Annotated in this window: 16 protein-coding genes and 1 riboswitch; of the genes, 4 read left to right on the top strand and 12 right to left on the bottom strand. The window is 70.9% G+C overall.

Features of this window, described 5'->3' with window-relative positions; translation table 11 throughout:
• Positions 1-107 precede the first annotated feature (107 nt).
• Entirely contained in the window at positions 108-632 is a 525-nt protein-coding gene (locus GGE06_RS04295; protein ID WP_184930047.1) for a PadR family transcriptional regulator, read from the top strand.
• Here GGE06_RS04295 and GGE06_RS04290 read toward each other — a convergent pair.
• From GGE06_RS04290 to GGE06_RS04270, 5 genes are all read right to left on the bottom strand, one after another.
• Positions 629-1,843 carry a hypothetical protein gene (locus GGE06_RS04290; protein ID WP_184930046.1) on the bottom strand — a complete coding sequence of 405 codons (1,215 nt, stop codon included), beginning with the start codon at positions 1,841-1,843 and terminating at the stop codon, positions 629-631. The genes GGE06_RS04295 and GGE06_RS04290 overlap by 4 nt on opposite strands.
• Positions 1,844-1,879: 36 nt before the next feature.
• Positions 1,880-2,911, bottom strand: coding sequence for a C40 family peptidase (locus GGE06_RS04285; protein WP_184930045.1), 1,032 nt, complete (start codon positions 2,909-2,911; stop codon positions 1,880-1,882).
• Between the two features lie 195 nt (positions 2,912-3,106).
• Complete coding sequence (locus GGE06_RS04280) at positions 3,107-4,138, bottom strand: C40 family peptidase (protein ID WP_184930044.1); 1,032 nt, start codon at positions 4,136-4,138, stop codon at positions 3,107-3,109.
• 256 nt (positions 4,139-4,394) lie between these two features.
• A complete protein-coding gene (locus GGE06_RS04275; RefSeq protein ID WP_184930043.1) occupies positions 4,395-5,759 on the bottom strand; it encodes an NYN domain-containing protein in 1,365 nt (454 codons plus the stop codon).
• Between the two features lie 33 nt (positions 5,760-5,792).
• Entirely contained in the window at positions 5,793-6,035 is a 243-nt protein-coding gene (locus tag GGE06_RS04270) for a hypothetical protein (protein WP_055644001.1), read from the bottom strand.
• A 160-nt stretch (positions 6,036-6,195) separates the two neighbouring features.
• Here GGE06_RS04270 and GGE06_RS04265 point away from each other — a divergent pair, with 160 nt between their 5' ends.
• Together GGE06_RS04265 and GGE06_RS04260 are read left to right on the top strand one after the other, a co-directional pair.
• Entirely contained in the window at positions 6,196-6,930 is a 735-nt protein-coding gene (locus GGE06_RS04265) for a rhomboid family intramembrane serine protease (RefSeq protein ID WP_116161418.1), read from the top strand.
• Entirely contained in the window at positions 6,927-7,208 is a 282-nt protein-coding gene (locus GGE06_RS04260) for an Lrp/AsnC family transcriptional regulator (protein WP_017238849.1), read from the top strand. The genes GGE06_RS04265 and GGE06_RS04260 overlap by 4 nt, the downstream gene beginning before the upstream one ends.
• A 71-nt stretch (positions 7,209-7,279) precedes the next feature.
• Here GGE06_RS04260 and GGE06_RS04255 read toward each other — a convergent pair whose 3' ends face one another.
• From GGE06_RS04255 to ctaE, 6 genes are all read right to left on the bottom strand, one after another.
• A complete protein-coding gene (locus GGE06_RS04255; protein WP_116161417.1) occupies positions 7,280-8,680 on the bottom strand; it encodes an aminotransferase class V-fold PLP-dependent enzyme in 1,401 nt (466 codons plus the stop codon).
• 187 nt (positions 8,681-8,867) lie between these two features.
• Positions 8,868-8,984: riboswitch (SAM riboswitch) on the bottom strand.
• Between the two features lie 87 nt (positions 8,985-9,071).
• Positions 9,072-10,136, bottom strand: a complete 1,065-nt coding sequence (gene trpD / locus GGE06_RS04250; protein WP_116161416.1) for an anthranilate phosphoribosyltransferase — start codon at positions 10,134-10,136, stop codon at positions 9,072-9,074.
• 132 nt (positions 10,137-10,268) lie between these two features.
• Positions 10,269-11,891, bottom strand: a complete 1,623-nt coding sequence (qcrB, locus tag GGE06_RS04245; RefSeq protein WP_116161415.1) for a cytochrome bc1 complex cytochrome b subunit — start codon at positions 11,889-11,891, stop codon at positions 10,269-10,271.
• Positions 11,888-12,940, bottom strand: coding sequence for a cytochrome bc1 complex Rieske iron-sulfur subunit (gene qcrA, locus GGE06_RS04240; protein ID WP_116161414.1), 1,053 nt, complete (start codon positions 12,938-12,940; stop codon positions 11,888-11,890). The genes qcrB and qcrA overlap by 4 nt, the downstream gene beginning before the upstream one ends.
• Positions 12,937-13,746 carry a cytochrome bc1 complex diheme cytochrome c subunit gene (gene qcrC / locus GGE06_RS04235; RefSeq protein ID WP_184930042.1) on the bottom strand — a complete coding sequence of 270 codons (810 nt, stop codon included), beginning with the start codon at positions 13,744-13,746 and terminating at the stop codon, positions 12,937-12,939. The genes qcrA and qcrC overlap by 4 nt, the downstream gene beginning before the upstream one ends.
• Positions 13,747-13,820: 74 nt before the next feature.
• On the bottom strand, positions 13,821-14,441 hold the full coding sequence (gene ctaE / locus GGE06_RS04230; protein ID WP_116161412.1) for an aa3-type cytochrome oxidase subunit III: 621 nt from the start codon (positions 14,439-14,441) through the stop codon (positions 13,821-13,823).
• A gap of 202 nt (positions 14,442-14,643) precedes the next feature.
• On the opposite strand from ctaE, the gene GGE06_RS04225 reads away from it, so the two are divergent.
• The gene (locus tag GGE06_RS04225; RefSeq protein ID WP_116161411.1) at positions 14,644-15,045 is read left to right on the top strand and encodes a response regulator transcription factor; all 402 of its coding nucleotides are present in this window, start codon (positions 14,644-14,646) and stop codon (positions 15,043-15,045) included.
• A 17-nt stretch (positions 15,046-15,062) separates the two neighbouring features.
• On the opposite strand, the gene GGE06_RS04220 is transcribed toward GGE06_RS04225, so the two are convergent.
• A complete protein-coding gene (locus GGE06_RS04220; RefSeq protein ID WP_184930041.1) occupies positions 15,063-16,316 on the bottom strand; it encodes a L,D-transpeptidase in 1,254 nt (417 codons plus the stop codon).
• Positions 16,317-16,409 lie beyond the last annotated feature (93 nt).

The following is a 16,409-nucleotide window of genomic DNA, read 5'->3' as shown; positions in this document are numbered from 1 at the left end:
GACCCCCTCTTTCCGATGTACCTCGAATAGAGGCACCTCGAAAAGAGGTAGCATGAGAAGCCGTTCCCCGACAAGTGGTCCCGACGAGCGCGAAGGAGAGGTGCCCGGTGCTGGAGCTGTCGATCCTGGGCTTCCTGTACGAGAGGCCGCTGCACGGCTACGAGCTGAAGGAGCGCATCCAGGGCCTGAGCGGCCACGTCCGCCCGGTCAGCGACGGCGCCCTCTACCCCGCCATCACCCGCCTGGTGAAGAACGGCCTGGTCGACAGCCGTACGGAGCCGGGCGCGAGCGCGGCCCCGCGCCGGACGCTCTCCCTCACCTCCGAGGGCCGCCGGGAGCTCCTCGCCCGGCTGCGCACCCCCAAGGACGCGGAGATCACCGACGGCCAGCGCTTCTTCACCCTGCTCGCCTTCCTGGGCCACCTCCCCGACCGGGCGGACCAGGCGGCCGTCCTCCGCCGCCGCCAGGAGTTCCTGAACACCCCGGCCAGCTTCTTCTACGAGGACGGGACCCCGGTCCGCGCCGAGCGCGAGCCCGACCTCTTCCGCCAGGGCATGCTCCGGATCGCCCGCGCGACGGGCACCGAGGAGAAGGCCTGGCTCGCCGAGACCCTCGCCGTCCTGGAGAGCTAGCCGAGCCGCTCGGTCAGGTATGCACGCCAGTCCGCGGTGAACTGCTCCGGCGTGGTGTCCAGGACGTCCCGGAGCGCCTTCTCCACCGCGCCGTCCCGGGCCGGGTGCGCGCCGACCGCCTGGTAGAAGGCGGACAGCTTCGCCTCGCCCCAGCGGTTCGCGATCAGCTCGCAGGCCAGCCATCCGCCCTCGTAGGCCCTGGCCAGCGCCTCCGCGTCGCCGCCGAAGGCGAAGGCCCGGTCGTCGGGGAGCTCCGCCGGGAGGTCGCCCGCCCGCACCGCGCGGCGCAGCTCGGGGGCGGCCTGGGCGGCGGTGCGCTCGGTCCCCCGGTAGGCGACCCAGTCGGCGAAGCCCTCGGAGAGCCAGACCGGGGTGGCCCCGGTCGTCTGGACGCGGGTCGCGACGTGGGTGGTCTCGTGGGTGAGGACCAGCTGCCGGCCGAAGGATCCGAGCACCGCGTACGCGTCGGGGTTCACGATCACCCGGTCCGCGGGCGCGGTCGGCCCGCCGCCCGCCCGGCCGGTCGTGACGGCCGCGATGCCGCGGTAGGAGGCGGCGGGACCGCCGAGGAGCCGGCCCATCGCCTCGATCGACGCGGGTACGAGGACCACGACCCGGCCCGCCCAGTTCCCGTGCCAGGCGTCCCCGACCGCGGGCACCGCCCGGTCCGCCGCCGTCGCCACCTCCCGCAGCCGCGCCGCGCTCTGCCCCACGCCGAGGACGAGGCTGCGCCGGCCGGTCACCGCCGTGACCTCGCCCTGCTGCCACAGCTGCTGCGGGGCGCCCTCGGCGGCGCGGTCGCCGGTGACGTACCAGCGGCCGTCCCGCTCGGTGAGGTCGAGGACCCGCTCGGTCGTGGCGGGCCCGGAGTCGTAGCCCTTGATCCGGTAGCCGAGCTCGGCCCTCGCGGTGGCCCGCCCCTCGCCGGTCCGGTCGACGTCGGTGACCCGGTAGTGCCAGCCGCCCAGCGGGATCTTCGCGAGCCGGTCGAACTCGGTGCGCGCGGCCGGTGCGAGCGCGGGGTCGAGGCCCGCGAGGTATCCGGCCTCGTCGCGGTCGAGCAGCGCCCGCGCGTGCCGGTCGAGCAGTCCCTGGATCTCCCCGGTCGCCGGCCGCTCCGGCGCGGGGGCCGCGCATCCGGCGAGGGTCAGCACCGCGGCGAGCAGCCCCGCCGCCGCGCCGCGCACCGCTCCGCTCCGCCGAACCCGCACGCACCCGATCGTACGGGGCGCCCCGGATAGGGGACCTCAGACCCGGGTCACCGTCACGTGGGACATCATGTTCACCGGGTCGTAGCGGACCCGCGCGCCCGGGTACGGGGCGTGGATGACCTGGCCGTTCCCGGCGTAGATCGCCACATGGCTGGCGTCGCCGCGGTACGTGACGAGGTCGCCGGGCTGCGCCTGCGAGAGCGGCACCTGCCGGCCCGCGTACCGCTGCGCCGAGGAGGTGCGCGGCAGGCTGATCCCGGCCTTGCGGTACGACCAGACCATCAGGCCCGAGCAGTCGAAGGCGGAGGGGCCGGTCGCCCCCCACACGTACGGCCTGCCGATCGCGCTGCGGGCGGCGAGCACCGCGGCGGCGGCCCGCGAGGGGCCGAGGTCGCCGAGCGGCGGCAGCGCCTCGGCGGTCGCGCCGTCGGGCCCCCCGGCGCGCTCGCCGGTGCGGGAGACGCGGTCGTAGTCGGCGCGCTGCTCGACGGTGAGGGAGGCGAGCACCCGGCGGGCCTCGGCCAGCTTCCGCTCGACGGCCCGCTTGTGGCGGGCGACCTCGGCCCGGCTCTGCTCCAGTTCGGCGAGGGCCGTGCGGGCCTCGCTGCGCTGCTGGCCCAGCCGGCGCAGCTCGCGGCGGAGTTCGCCGAGCGCGGCGCTCTGGCGTGCGGTGACCCGGTCCAGGGCGGAGGCCCGGTCCAGGTAGGTGTCGGGGTCGGAGGAGAGCAGCAGGGCGAGGGCGGGGTCGATGCCGCCGGAGCGGTACTGGGCCCCGGCGACCGATCCGAGCGCGCCCCGCATGCGGTTGACCCGCTCCTGGCCGCGGGCGAGGGCGTCCTGCGCCTGGGAGACCGTCCGGCGCAGCGCGTCCGCCTTCTCGTCCGCCCGGTTGTAGCCCTCGGTCGCCTTCTCGGCCTCCTCGAAGAGGCGGTCGACCGCGGCGCGCGTGGCCGCGGGCGTGGCCCCGGGGTCGGCGCTCGCGGGGACGGCCCCGAGGGACGCCGCCGCGGTGGCCGCGGCCGCGGCGGTGAGGACGGTGACCCTGACGGGTCGGCGGTGGGACGCCACGAATCGCGCTCCGTTCGGCTCGACGCTGACTGGCGCGGCAGACAGTAGCCGCTGATCAGCCCTCGTCCAACGAAGGCGCCGGGCACACAAAGTGACGCCCCGCCGGAGAACACAGGTCACCGGCGGGGCGTCAGGTCAGCGTGCGTCGCCGCGAACCACCCGTTCGGGCGGCATGGCGCGGCGTTTCGGCGTGCGTCAGATACGGACGCCGAACATGAACGAGCCAATGGTGTTCATGGACTCGTAGCGGACGTAGGCACCCGAGTGAGGGGCGTGCAGAACGGTGTTGTTGCCCGCGTACAGGCCCACGTGCGCCAGGTTGTTGAAGAAGACCAGGTCGCCCGGCTTCAGCTGGCTGCGGCCGATCTTCACGCCGTCGTTCTGCTGGGTGTAGGTGGTGCGGGTGAGGCCGACGCCGGCCTGACCGTAGGCCCACATGGTCAGACCCGAGCAGTCGTACGAGTTGGGGCCCTCCATGCCGGAGGCGTACGGCTTGCCGATCTGGGTGGCGGCGGCGGCGAGGGCGGCGGCGCCGCGCTGCGAGGCCGGGACCTCGTTGCCCAGGTCGACGCGGTCGCCGGCGGCGCGGCTGGCGCGCTGCTCCTGCTGCTGCATCTTGGCGCGCTCTTCGGCGGTGAGGGTGTTGAGGAGCTTCCGGGCCTCGGCCAGCTTGCCCTGGAACTTCTTCTTCTTCTCGCCGAGGGTCTTGCGGACGTCGTCGAGGTCGGCCAGCTTCGCGGTGGCCTCGGCCCGCTCCTGGGCGAGCGTGCGCTGCTTGGCCTGGATCGAGGTGAGCACGTCGGCCTGCTGGGAGCTCAGCTGGTCGATCGCGGACGCCTTGTCGAGGTAGGTGTCCGGGTCGGCGGAGAGGAAGAGCTGGAGCGCCGGGTCGATGCCGCCGGAGCGGTACTGGGCGCTGGCGACCGAACCGATCTGGTCGCGGAGGGTGTTGAGCTCCTCCTGGCCGCGGGCCACCTTGTCCTGGAGCTGGCTGATCTCCTTCTGCAGCTTGCCCCGTCGCTCCTCGGCGAGGTTGTACTGCTCGGTGGCCACCTCGGCCTCTTCGTTGAGCTTGTCGACCTTCGACTTGACCTCGTCGATCTTCGGCTTCGCGGGGGCCGCCTGCGCTCCGGACTGGGCGGAGAGGGCGACGGCTGCGGCCGCTGCCGCGGTGAGCACGGTCACACGGGTACGGCTCGGCTGCTTGGGTCGACGGTGGGACGCCACGAAGGCGAGCTCCTTCTTCCTCGAGCCGCCCAACCGGTCAGGGGCAGGCGGTTCCTCCGCCGCCACCCCGGATGGGTGATCAACCGCGCGAAGGTTCGAAGCCCGACCCTAGTGACCAAGTTGTGATCAGTTCAAATCCCGCTGGCAAAATTCTCGCTCACGCACCACTTTATTTACATACATCACACGGCCAGTGATGGGCACTTGACCGTGCGCCATCCAGAATTCGGGCATAGCGCCCAGGACTTGCGATGTGTCACGAGAGGCGCGAAAGCCGCTTCAGCAACAAGGCGGACGTCACCGGCCGCGCCCCCGCCTTCGCGACGCCGTCGGCCACCTCCCGGTCGGTGGAGACCACCACGACCGGCCGCCCCGGCGGCTCCGCCCGGACCAGCTGCCGGATCAACTCGTCCGCCGTGACACCGGGCTTGGAGAACAGCACCCGCACCCCGCGCGGCGGCGCGAGCAGCACCGGGGCCGCCAGCTCCGCCCCGTCGAAGACACAGGTGACCTCGGCGCCGGAACGGGCCGCGAGCGCCGAGAGACTGCCGAGCAGCCGCAGCCGCTGCTTCTCCAGCGGCATCGTCGGATAGCCGGTCTTGGTGACGTTGTAGCCGTCGACGACCAGATGCGCCTGCGGCAGCGCGAGCAGCTGGTCGAGCAGCGCCGGATCGGTCTCGGAGAGCGCCCGCGCCGCGATGTCCTTCGGGGACATCCGCCCCGGCTCCACCGCGTCCACGGTGTCCGCCGGGTGCACCGAGACGGGCGGCAGCGCGAGTTCGCGGCGCAGCCCCTGGGCCGCGTCGAGGACCGTGTCGAGCAGCAGCCGCAGCCGCATGTCCTCCACCGAGCGGCCCTCGCGGGCGGTCCTGCGGCTGGCCTCCAGGGCCGCCTCGACCTCGCCGAGCCGGGCCTTGAGCCGCCGCGTCTCGCTCTCGGCGGCCGACACCTGCGCCGCCGACTCGGCCCGCGCGGCCTCGATCTCGCCCTGGACCTTGCGCAGCGCGGCCTCGCCGCGCTTGACGTCGCTCTGGGCGCTGCGCAGCTTGCGGTGAAGCGATTCCGCTTCCTTGCGGGCGGCGTCCAGGTCGTGCCGGAGCTGCTCGGTCTCGCCCCGGGAGCGGTCCTTGGCGGCGGCGAGCTCCTCGCGCAGCCGCTCCAGCTCGCGCCGGCCGGCCTCGTCGGCCCGCTCGGCGTCGGCCCGCTCGGCCTCCTCGCCGGCGGCGGCGACGAGCTTGACCCAGCCGGGCGGGCGCAGCACATAGGCGGCCGCCGCCACGTCGACGGGGTCGGCGGCCGCGGGCGGGGTGCCGGTCTCCACGGCTCCGGCCAGCTCGGGCTGGCTCTGCTTGAACCGCTCGCCGATCCGCTGCCGGAAGAGGGCGTCGGTGTCGAGCGCCGCGGCCATCGCGTTGCCGGCGAACTTGGCCCGCCGGCTCGCGGTGAAGCGGGCGTACTGCCGCAGGGACGCGGGCAGCTCCGCGACGGTGAGCCCGCCGAAGGCGTCCGCGACCAGCGCGACGACCCGTCGCCGTACGCCTTCCGGCAATGGGTGGTCGAGCGCCTCGGCAGCGTCACCTGCCGCGCCGGCCGGCTCACCACCGTGCGCGGGCTGCTCCACGATCCGTCACCCCTATGTCGTCCGCGCCGTCCCTCAGGAGGCGGCGCCCGGCCTGTCCACCAGTTCGATCTGGTCCACCGCGTTGCACCAGCGGCAGCGGACCGACTCGATGGTCTCACTGACCACCTGTCGCTCCTCGACCGTCGGGTCGCCGGCCAGGTCCAGATGGACGTACTCCACGACCTTCGAGGAGCGGGTCACGTCGAAGCGGGTCAGGTTGCCGCAGAGCGTGCAGCGCCAGCGGGTCTCGTCGGTCGGCAGGGGAACCGTCGTCATCGGTCCGTCCTTCTTCCTGTTGCGTGGTACCAGGGTGCGGGAGCCGCGGTGCGCCGTCGAACTGCGGTCGGTTTTGCCCGTAACCCTAAGGCCTCCCGGGGAGAGCGGGGCACGGCGAGGCACTCTGTCCCCATGGGCCCCGGTACGCCATCATCTGTCCATGATCGATTGGCGAGGCGCGGTCCTCGGTGCCTGGCGGGGCGCCCGCAGCGGACCCACGGTGACGTACGGACTGATCGCCGCGTGCTGCCTGCTCTTCGTGATCGGTCCGGTCGCCGGACTCAACCCGGTGTACGGCACGGGCGACGAGCTCCTGGCCGCCCAGGGCGCCTACTTCCGCCGCTGGGGCGTCGTCCCCGACGAGCTGACGGGCGGCGAGCCGCGCGCCCTGCTCACCCCGCTGACCGCGCTCTTCGTCCACGGCAGCTGGCTCCACCTCCTGGGCAACATGCTCTTCCTCTACGTCTTCGGGGCGATGGCCGAGGAGCGCATGGGGCCGGTCGAGTTCTGCCTCTTCTACCTGGGGACCGGCTACGTCGCCCTGTCCGGGTACGCGCTGGCGCACGCGGACAGCGACCAGACCCTGGTCGGGGCCTCCGGGGCGATCTCCGCGGTGCTCGGGGCCTTCCTCTTCCTCTTCCCGCGCTCCCGGGTCACCAGCCTCTTCCCCTTCCTGTTCTTCCTGCCGCTGCGCTTCCCCGCCTGGATCGTGCTGATCTTCTGGTTCACGCTGCAGTGGACGGCCGCGCGGGCGGCGGGCGCGGGGCCCGGCGTCGCCTATCTGGCCCATGTCGTGGGCTTCTCCGTCGGCTTCCTCTACGCCTGGGGGCGCTTCCGCGGTGGGGATAGAGTGAAAGCCCAAGCCGCGGCGACCGAGGGAGAAAGCCAGCCGTGATCACCGCGATCGTGCTCATCAAGACCAGCGTGGACCGCATCCCCGAGATCGCCGAGTCGATCGCCGCGCTCGACAGCGTCAGCGAGGTCTTCTCGGTCACCGGTACGTACGACCTGATCGCCATGGTCCGGGTGCCGCGCCACGACGACCTGGCGGACGTCATCCCCGGCCGCATCAGCAAGATCCCCGGCGTCGAGGCCACGGACACCCACGTCGCCTTCCGCACGTACTCCCAGCACGACCTGGAGGCGGCCTTCGCCATCGGCCTGGAGTCCTGACACCGCGCACGCGGCAGGACGGAAGGGGGCCTCCCGGTCGGGAGGCCCCCTTCACCCGTACGAGTGAGCGATCAGCCGCGGTCCGGGACGCAGCGGCCGTCCTCGGTGCGGTACTTCCACTGCGCGCCGTCCCGGACGAGCTCCTTCACGGCGCCGACGAACCGCTCCACGTGCTCGTCCGGCGTACCGGCGCCGAAGCTCACCCGGATGGCGTTCAGAGACCGCTCCCCCGGGTTCGCCTCGGGCGCGCCGCACTCGCCCGGGTCCTGCGGGTCGCTGCCGAGCAGGGTGCGGACCAGCGGGTGGGCGCAGAAGAGGCCGTCGCGGACGCCGATGCCGTACTCGGCGGAGAGCGCGGCGGCGAAGTGGGAGCTGTTCCAGCCCTCCACGACGAAGGAGATGACGCCCACGCGGGGCGCGTCGTCGCCGAAGAGCGAGAGGACGCGGACCTCGGGCACCTCGGCCAGGCCCTCGCGGACCTTCGCGATCAGGTGCCGCTCGCGGGCGACGAGGGAGTCGAAGCCGGCCTCGGTGAGCGCCTTGCAGGCGGAGGCGATCGAGTAGACGCCGATGACGTTCGGCGAACCGGCTTCGTGCCGGGCCGCGGTGGTGTGCCACTCCACGTCCACACCACCGTCGGCCCGACGGGCTACCTTGCGGGACGCTCCACCGCCCGCGAGGTAGGGCTCGGAATCCTGCAGCCAGTCGGCGCGGCCGGCGAGCACGCCGGAGCCGAAGGGCGCGTACAGCTTGTGCCCGGAGAAGGCGACCCAGTCCACGTCCAACTCCTGTACGGAGACGGGGTGGTGGGGCGCGAGCTGGGCGGCGTCGAGCACGATCCGGGCGCCGTGCGCGTGCGCGGCGGCGGCCAGCTCCTTCACCGGCCACAGCTCGCCGGTGACGTTGGAGGCGCCGGTGACGCAGACCAGCGCCGGACCGTAGGGGTCGCGGTCGGCGAGGGCGCGCTCCAGGGTCTCGACGGCCTGGGCCGGGGTGCGCGGCGCGTTGAGGTAGGTCACGCGGGCGTCGCGCCAGGGCAGCAGCGAGGCGTGGTGCTCGGTCTCGAAGACGAAGACCTCGCAGTCGGCCGGGACGGTGGCGGCGAGCAGGTTGAGCGAGTCGGTGGTGGAGCGGGTGAAGACGACCTGGTCGCCGGGGCGGCAGTCGAGGAACTCGGCGACGGTGGCGCGGCTGTTCTCGAAGAGGTCGGTGGAGAGCTGGGAGAGGTACCCGGCGCCACGGTGGACGCTGCCGTAGTAGGGGGCGTACGCGGCGACGTCGTCCCAGACCCGCTGGAGGGCCGGCGCGCTGGCCGCGTAGTCGAGCGCCGCGTAGGTCACCTCGCCGCCGGTGACGAGCGGGACGGTCACGTCCCGGCCGAGGACCGGGAGCGGGGCGGCGCAGCAGGGGTCCGCGGACTCGGCGGCGACGGTGGCGACAGCGGCGGTGGCGGTGTTCGGGCGTGCGGACATGGCGGTATCTCCCGGCATAAAAAGGGCGCGAAAAGGCGTGAAAGGGCCCGCGGGGCAGCAGCGCGCGAAGGGCTGCGCCGCACTACGGGGTGATGAGGGGAAGAGGGGCCGAAAGGGCCCTAACGCATTCGCTTGCTCACGAGACAACGCTCCCTAGAGGACCAAGGACCCCAGGGTGTGGCGCAGGGGTCCGCGCTTGCCGCAGGCTTCTGCTCGTACGGCCTGGTCTTCACCCGGGGCACCCCGCCACGGACGGAGGGTTGCCGGACAGCCGGCCGGGGCCTTGCAGCTGTCACTCATGACCTGTTCCAGAACCTATGCCAGACGATCTCTACGCCGCAACCCCGTCCCGGCATCCGGGACGGGGTCGCCATGCTCCGTTCATACGACCTCAGGCGTTGCTGGCGGCGATCCACCGCTCCAGGGAGCGGTGGGCCGCGCCGGAGTCGATCGACTCGGCCGCCTTCGCGATGCCGACGCTCAGCTGCTCCGCCAGGGTGCCCGTGCCGGGCTCCAGGGCGGTGAGCGCCGCCGCCGCGTTGAGCAGCACCGCGTCCCGTACCGGACCGGTCTCCCCCGCGAGCAGCCGGCGGGCCACGTCGGCGTTGTACGAGGCGTCGGCGCCGCGCAGGGCCTCCAGGGGGACGAGCTCGATGCCGACGTCCCGCGGGTCGAAGCGCTCCTCGGTGACGGCGCCGTCCTTGACCACCCAGACCCGGGAGGTCCCGGTGGTCGTCAGCTCGTCGAGTCCGTCGTCGCCGCGGAAGACCAGGGCGGAGTTGCCGCGCTCGGCGAGGACGCCGGCGACGATGGGCGCCATGCGCGGGTCGGCGACGCCGACGGCCTGGGCCTTCACCTTGGCCGGGTTGGTCAGCGGGCCGAGGACGTTGAAGGTGGTCCGGATGCCGAGCTGGCCGCGGGCGGCGGCGACGTGCCGCAGCGAGGGGTGGAACTTGACCGCGAAGCAGATGGTGATGCCGGCTTCCTCGGCGACCTCGGCGACCCGCCGCGGGGTGAGGTTCAGGTTGATGCCGAGCTTCTCCAGGACGTCGGAGGAGCCGGAGGCGGAGGACGCGGCGCGGTTGCCGTGCTTGACGACCTTGGTGCCCGTGCCGGCGACGACGATCGACGCCATCGTGGAGATGTTGACGGTCTTGGCGCCGTCGCCGCCGGTGCCGACGATGTCGACGGCCGGTCCCGGCACCTCGATCGTGTTGGCGTGCGCGTACATGGTCCGGACGAGGCCGGTGATCTCCTGGACGGTCTCGCCCTTGGCGCGCAGCGCCACCATGAACCCGGCGATCTGGGCGTCGGTCGCCTCGCCGCTCATGATCAGGTCCATCGCCCAGGCGGTGTCGTCGGCGGACAGGTCGTTGCCGTCGAGGAGGCCGTTCAGCAGGACGGGCCAGGAGCGGCCCGCCGTGGTAGGTCCTCCAGCGGGGGTCGCAGCGCTCATGGCAGCTCCTGATGATCACGTGACGGATACACACCCACCCTATCGACCTCCGGGGACGGCAAAGAGCCCCGTCCATCGAATGGACGGGGCTCTCGCCGTGGCGACACCTACATGGTCAGGTGTTCAGGGTGATCAGTGGTGGCCGTGGCCGCTCTGGATCTCCTTGTACTCCTCGACCGTGGGCTTGGCGATCTGGCTGTCGTCGCCGTAGTAGCCCTTGTTGAGCTTGACCCGGAGCTTCTCCATGCGGCCGATCTTGCGCTCGACGCCGTTCTCGTCGACGGCCGGCGGAAGCTCGGCGGCGTCGTACTGCTCGTGCGCCGTGAGGCGGTGCAGCTCGCCCTGGCTGAGCGGCTGGTGGACCTCGACGAACTCACCGTGCGGCAGGCGCTTGATGATGCCCGACTCGCGGCCGTGCAGCACCTTGTCCTTGTCGCGGCGCTGGAGGCCGAGGCAGATCCGCTTGGTGGCGATGAACGCGATGACCGGACCGGCGAAGAAGAAGATCCGCACGAACCAGGTGATCGAGTTCAGCGACAGGTGGAAGTGCGTCGCCCAGAGGTCGTTTCCACCACCCACGAGCATGATCATGTACGCGGTGATCCAGGCGACGCCGAAGGCGGTGCGCGTCGGAGCGTTGCGCGGGCGCTGCGCGATGTGGTGCTCGCGCTTGTCGCCGGTGATCCAGGACTCGATGAACGGGTAGACCGCGATGGCCGCGAGGACCGCTGGGAAGATCGCCAGCGGGATCATCACGCCGAGGACCAGCGTGTGGCCCCACAGGTTGATCTCCCAGCCCGGCATGACACGGATCAGACCCTCGGCGAAGCCCATGTACCAGTCGGGCTGGGCGCCGGTGGACACCTGGTCCGGGCGGTACGGGCCGATGGCCCAGATCGGGTTGATCGAGGCGATCGCCGCGATGACCGCGATGACACCGAAGACCAGGAAGAAGAAGCCTCCGGCCTTCGCCATGTACACGGGCAGCAGCGGCATGCCGACGACGTTGTTGTTCGTCCGGCCGGGGCCGGCGAAGTGCGTGTGCTTGTGGACGAACACCAGGATGAGGTGGGCGACCACGAGGCCCAGCATGATGCCGGGGAGCAGCAGCACGTGCGCCGAGTAGAACCGGGCGACGAAGTCGCCGCCGGGGAACTCGCCGCCGAACAGGAACATCGAGAGGTACGTGCCGAGGACCGGCACGGACAGGATCGCGCCCTGCATGAAGCGGACACCGGTGCCGGAGAGCAGGTCGTCCGGGAGCGAGTAACCGGTGAAGCCGGTGAACATGCCCAGGAAGAACAGCAGGAAGCCGAACAGCCAGTTGATCTCACGCGGCTTGCGGAACGCGCCGGTGAAGAACACGCGCATCATGTGCACGAACATGCCGGCGAGGAAGATCAGCGCCGCCCAGTGGTGGATCTGCCGGATCAGCAGACCACCGCGCACCTCGAAGGAGATGTGCATGGTCGAGTTGAACGCCTCGGACATCAGCTGTCCCTGGAGCGGGACGTACGGTCCGACGTACTCCACCTCGTTCATCGACGGGTGGAAGAACATCGTCAGGTAGACGCCCGTCAGGATGATGATGAGGAAGCTGTAGAGGCAGACCTCGCCCAGCATGAAGGACCAGTGGTCCGGGAAGATCTTCCGCATGTTGGCCTTGGCCAGCGTGTAGATCCCCAGGCGGCCGTCGGCCCAGTCCGCGACCCGCTCGCCGGCGGGTGCTTTCTTCGTTTCGGTCACGGTGCTCATCCGCGCTCCCAGAAGGCAGGACCGACGGGCTCGTCGAAGTCGCCGAGCGCCTCGAGGAAGCCCTTGTCGTTCACGCCGATCCGCAGCTGCGGAAGGCGGTGACCGGCCGGGCCGAAGATGACGCGGGCGCCGTCGGAGAGGTCGAAGGTGGACTGGTGGCACGGGCAGAGCACGTGGTGCGTCTGCTGCTCGTACAGGGAGATCGGGCAGCCCACGTGGGTGCAGATCTTCGAGAACGCGACGATGCCCTCGTGGGACCACTCGAGCTCGCGCTTGTCCTTGATGTCCTCCGGCTGGATCCGGACGATCATCAGGGCGGCCTTGGCGATCTCGGTCTGGAAGTGCTCGTCGTGCTCCGAGAGGCCCTCGGGCATCGCGAAGGTCAGCGAACCGACCGCGACGTCCTCGGGACGCAGCGGCTCGTTCGTGTTCATGTTGATGAGCTGGAGGCCCTTGGCCCACAGCGTGGACCGGAGCTTCTTCTCGGGCAGCGGGCCCATGTCACGCAGCAGCACGATGCCGGAGAGCGGCACGAGCGCCAGCGCGCCGAACATCGTGTTGCGGATGAGCTTGCGGCGGCCCATGCCCGACTCCGCGGCACCGGCCGCGAAGTCCGCCATGACCTTCGCCTTGACCTCGGGCGTCGCCTGCATCGGGTGACGCTCGTCGGCGACCTCGACGTCGGACATCAGGGTGCGGGCCCAGTGGACCGCGCCCGCGCCGATGAAGAAGAGGGCGGCACCGAGGGTCAGGCCCAGGGCGAAGTTGAGCGCGGACACGTGGCCGAAGGGCCAGATGAACACGATCTTGTCGACCGGGAAGATCACGTACGAGGCGATGAAGCCGACGGTGGCCAGCATCGACAGCGTGAACATGAAGGCGACCGCACGCTCGGACCGGCGGGCGGCCCGCTCGTCGATGTCCTGGATGCGGGGCTTGTGGGGCGGGAGGCCCGGGTCGGCGAACGGGTCGTCGGCGACCTTCACCGCGCCGTGCGCGGTGTCCTGCCCTGCCGGCAGGGTCTCTTCTGGAATCTCTTGGCTACTCATGACTTCTTGGCCTTAGCGGTGTGGGCCGCGACCCAGATGGCAACTGCGATCAGCGCGCCCAGGCCGAAGACCCAGCCGAACAGGCCCTCGCTGACGGGGCCGAGGCCACCGAGCTTGAAACCGCCCGGGCTCTCGGACTTGTCGCTGTTGACGGCCTGGACGTACGCGATGATGTCCTTCTTCTCCTTCTCCGGCATCGTCGTGTCGGGGAAGGACGGCATGTTCTGCGGGCCGGTCTGCATGGCCTCGTAGAGGTGCTTCGGGTCCACGTCCTCAAGGGACGGGGCGTACTTGCCGTAGGTCAGCGCGCCACCCTCACCGGTGAAGTTGTGGCACTGGGCACAGTTGGTGCGGAACAGCTCGCCACCCTTGGCGATGTCGGCACCGTCAGGGCTGTACTGGCCCTCGGTCGGCTTGATCGGGCCGGCACCGAGGGAGGCCACGTACGCCGCGAGCTGGTCGATCTCAGCCTGCGTGTAGATGGTCGGCTTCTTCGGGACCTGGGCGCCGGGCTGCTGGGCCGGCATACGGCCCGTGCCGACCTGGAAGTCCACTGCGGCCGAGCCCACGCCGACCAGGGAGGGGCCGTCAGAGGTGCCCTGACCGCCGGTTCCGTGGCAGCTGGCGCAGCCGACGGAGTAGAGCTTCTTGCCCTCCTCGATGGCGAGGGACTGGGCGGTTTCATCGGCCTTCGCCGTGCCCGCGGGCGCGAACGCGGCGTACAGCCCCCCAGTGGCCGCCAGCGCGAGAAGTAGGACGACGACCGCCGCCAGCGGATGGCGTCGTCGTGCGGAGAGCTTTTTCACGGATTACCCCGGTGTCAGGATCTTCTGCGTCGATGCTTGCTGGATGTCTCGGTCCGCCGTGGAGGCGGAGCCGATTACTTGATCATGTAGATCGTGGCGAAGAGGCCGATCCAGACGACATCGACGAAGTGCCAGTAGTAGGACACGACGATGGCGGCGGTTGCCTGCTCGTGGGTGAACCTCTTGGCGGCGTACGTCCGGCCGAGGACCAGCAGGAAGGCGATGAGACCGCCCGTCACGTGCAGGCCGTGGAAGCCGGTGGTCAGGTAGAACACCGAGCCGTACGGGCTGGAGGACAGCGAGAGGCCGTCCTTCTTGACCAGCTCGGTGTACTCGAAGACCTGGCCGCCGATGAAGATCGCACCCATCACGAACGTGATGATGAACCACGTCCGGAGCTTCTTCACATCGCCCCGCTCGGCGGCGAAGACGCCGAGCTGGCAGGTGAGGGAGGAGAGCACCAGGACGGTGGTGTTGGTCGCCGAGAAGGGGAAGTTCAAGGCCGAGGCCTGTTCCGCCCAGAACTCGGGACCCGTCACCGATCGCAGGGTGAAGTACATCGCGAAGAGGGCCGCGAAGAACATCAGCTCGGAACTCAACCAGATGATGGTTCCGACGCTGGTGAGGTTCGGTCGATTGACCGACGGGTGCGCGTGCCCTGTTTCTACTGTCGTTACTGTCGCCACGACCGACATTATGTCGGTCGCTTATCCCGCCCTCACTCCGGGGGGTGCCGTTCGGAGTGTCAGGGGGGCGTGTCCAGCCCGAACGGCCCAGTGCCGGGGCCCCCGAGCACCGTTCGAACAGGTGTTGAACGGGTGTTGACGGGGTGTGGAGCGGAGTAGCATCCGGCGCATCGATCGACGACCTTCCCACGGACTTCCCCACGGAGGAACGATGCAGTCGAGTGCCACGGTCCTGGTCTACAGCGACGACGCGAACACCCGCGCGCAGGTGCGGCTCGCGGCCGGACGCAGGCCCGCGACCGACGTTCCCCCGGTCGAGTTCGTGGAGTGCGCGACGCTGCCGGCCGTGCTCAAGCGCCTCGACGAGGGCGGGATCGACGTGTGCGTGCTCGACGGCGAGGCGGTGCCCGCCGGAGGCATGGGGGTCTGCCGGCAGATCAAGGACGAGGTCTTCCACTGCCCGCCGGTGCTGCTGCTGATCGGGCGCCCGCAGGACGCCTGGCTGGCCACCTGGAGCCGCGCGGACGCCGCGGTCACCCTTCCGGTGGAACCGGTCGAGTTCGCGGCGTCCCTGGCGGCCCTGCTGCGCTCGCGCCTGTCGCTCGACGCGTGAGCGGGCGCCCGCGTTAGTCAGATCGAGGGCCTCAGGTTGGCCTTCTCGGTGGTGGTCGCCGGGTTGTCGGCGGCCTCCACCAGGGCGCTGCCCCGGCGCCACTTGTTCCACTCCATGTTCCAGTCGCCGAAGCCGTTGCCGAAGGTGTCCATCGTGTCGCCGATGCTGTTGACGACGCGGACGACGTCCCCGGGGCGGACGGTCTCGTAGAACCAGGCCGCGTTCTCCGTCGACATGCCGACACAGCCGTGGCTGACGTTCTCCACGCCCTGCGAGCCCACGGACCAGGGCGCCGCGTGCACGTACTCGCCGCTCCAGGTGACCCGGGTGGCGTAGTACACGGGCAGGTCGTACGAGTCGGAGCTGCCCTCCGCGATGCCGATGCTGGTGCCCCGCATCCGGACGTAGTACTCCTTGCCGAGCACCACCTTGATGCCGTTGCGGGTGGAGAAGCCGGGCTTGCCGGTGGTCACCGGAATGGTGTTGATCACTTCTCCGTTGCGCTTCACGGTCATCTGGTGCGTCTCGGCGTCCGTGACGGCCTCGATCCGGTCGCCGATCTTCAGCTTCAGCGCCTTGGAGGCCCCTCCGTAGAGCTTGTCGCCGACCTTGAGGCCGTCCAGGTTGCCGGTGACCGTGACGAGCGCCCCGGCCGGCCAGTACTCCTCCGGACGGAAGTGCAGGTGCTTGTCGTCCACCCAGTACCAGGAGCCCTCGACGGCGGGCGTGGAGCGGACCTTGAGGGCCCGTTCGACGATCGCGCGCGAGGACCGGTCCTTGACGGGGAGGCTGAGCTCCGCCGTGATGGGCTGTCCGACGCCGTACGTGCCCGCCTCCGGCCCGAAGGTCACGGTCAGGGCCCGTTTGGCCGGAGCCGTCTCGAAAGTGAACGTACGGGTGCCTGGAGCGCCGTCCTCGTCCTCGGTGGCCACGTGGACCGTGTAGCGGGCGCCGGCCGCCAGGGAGGCCGTGGAGCGCCAGCGCTGCCCGTCCGCGGTGAGTTCGCCGGCCAGGTGGTGGCCGGAGGCGTCGATGGCGGTGACGTCGGTGATCCGGGCGTCGTCGTCCTTGGCGGTGATCTCCAGGGGCTTCTCCGGGTCCGCCTTGGCGCCGTCGGCGGGGGCGTTGACCGCGAGCTGGTCCGCCGCGTCGTAGGCCTTCTCCGACAGCGGGTGGCTGTCGGAGCCTGCGCAGGAGGTGGCTCCCGCGGTGACGGTGACAGCCAGAAGAGTGCAGCTCAGAACAGTCCGAATGCGCGGCGTGTCGTTCATGACTTCACGCTAGATACGTTCCTCGCGACCGGCGCGCCGAGTGCTGCAAAAGAGGGGCCCGGACACTTCGGTGACGAAGTGTCCGGGCCCCTC

It is taken from the genome of Streptomyces nymphaeiformis, assembly GCF_014203895.1.
In the GTDB taxonomy this organism is placed as follows: domain Bacteria; phylum Actinomycetota; class Actinomycetes; order Streptomycetales; family Streptomycetaceae; genus Streptomyces; species Streptomyces nymphaeiformis.
Note: the sequence above shows the minus strand (reverse complement) of the source record. Positions and strands in the feature narration are given on the sequence as shown.

What these genes read in the sequence shown, in the direction of transcription:
- GGE06_RS04270 (WP_055644001.1), bottom strand. Translation starts at nt 6,035, where the DNA reads ATGACGACGGTTCCCCTGCCGACCGACGAGACCCGCTGGCGCTGCACG.
- GGE06_RS04265 (WP_116161418.1), top strand. Translation starts at nt 6,196, where the DNA reads ATGATCGATTGGCGAGGCGCGGTCCTCGGTGCCTGGCGGGGCGCCCGC.
- GGE06_RS04255 (WP_116161417.1), bottom strand. Translation starts at nt 8,680, where the DNA reads ATGTCCGCACGCCCGAACACCGCCACCGCCGCTGTCGCCACCGTCGCC.
- trpD (WP_116161416.1), bottom strand. Translation starts at nt 10,136, where the DNA reads ATGAGCGCTGCGACCCCCGCTGGAGGACCTACCACGGCGGGCCGCTCC.
- qcrB (WP_116161415.1), bottom strand. Translation starts at nt 11,891, where the DNA reads ATGAGCACCGTGACCGAAACGAAGAAAGCACCCGCCGGCGAGCGGGTC.
- qcrA (WP_116161414.1), bottom strand. Translation starts at nt 12,940, where the DNA reads ATGAGTAGCCAAGAGATTCCAGAAGAGACCCTGCCGGCAGGGCAGGAC.
- ctaE (WP_116161412.1), bottom strand. Translation starts at nt 14,441, where the DNA reads ATGTCGGTCGTGGCGACAGTAACGACAGTAGAAACAGGGCACGCGCAC.
- GGE06_RS04225 (WP_116161411.1), top strand. Translation starts at nt 14,644, where the DNA reads ATGCAGTCGAGTGCCACGGTCCTGGTCTACAGCGACGACGCGAACACC.
- GGE06_RS04220 (WP_184930041.1), bottom strand. Translation starts at nt 16,316, where the DNA reads ATGAACGACACGCCGCGCATTCGGACTGTTCTGAGCTGCACTCTTCTG.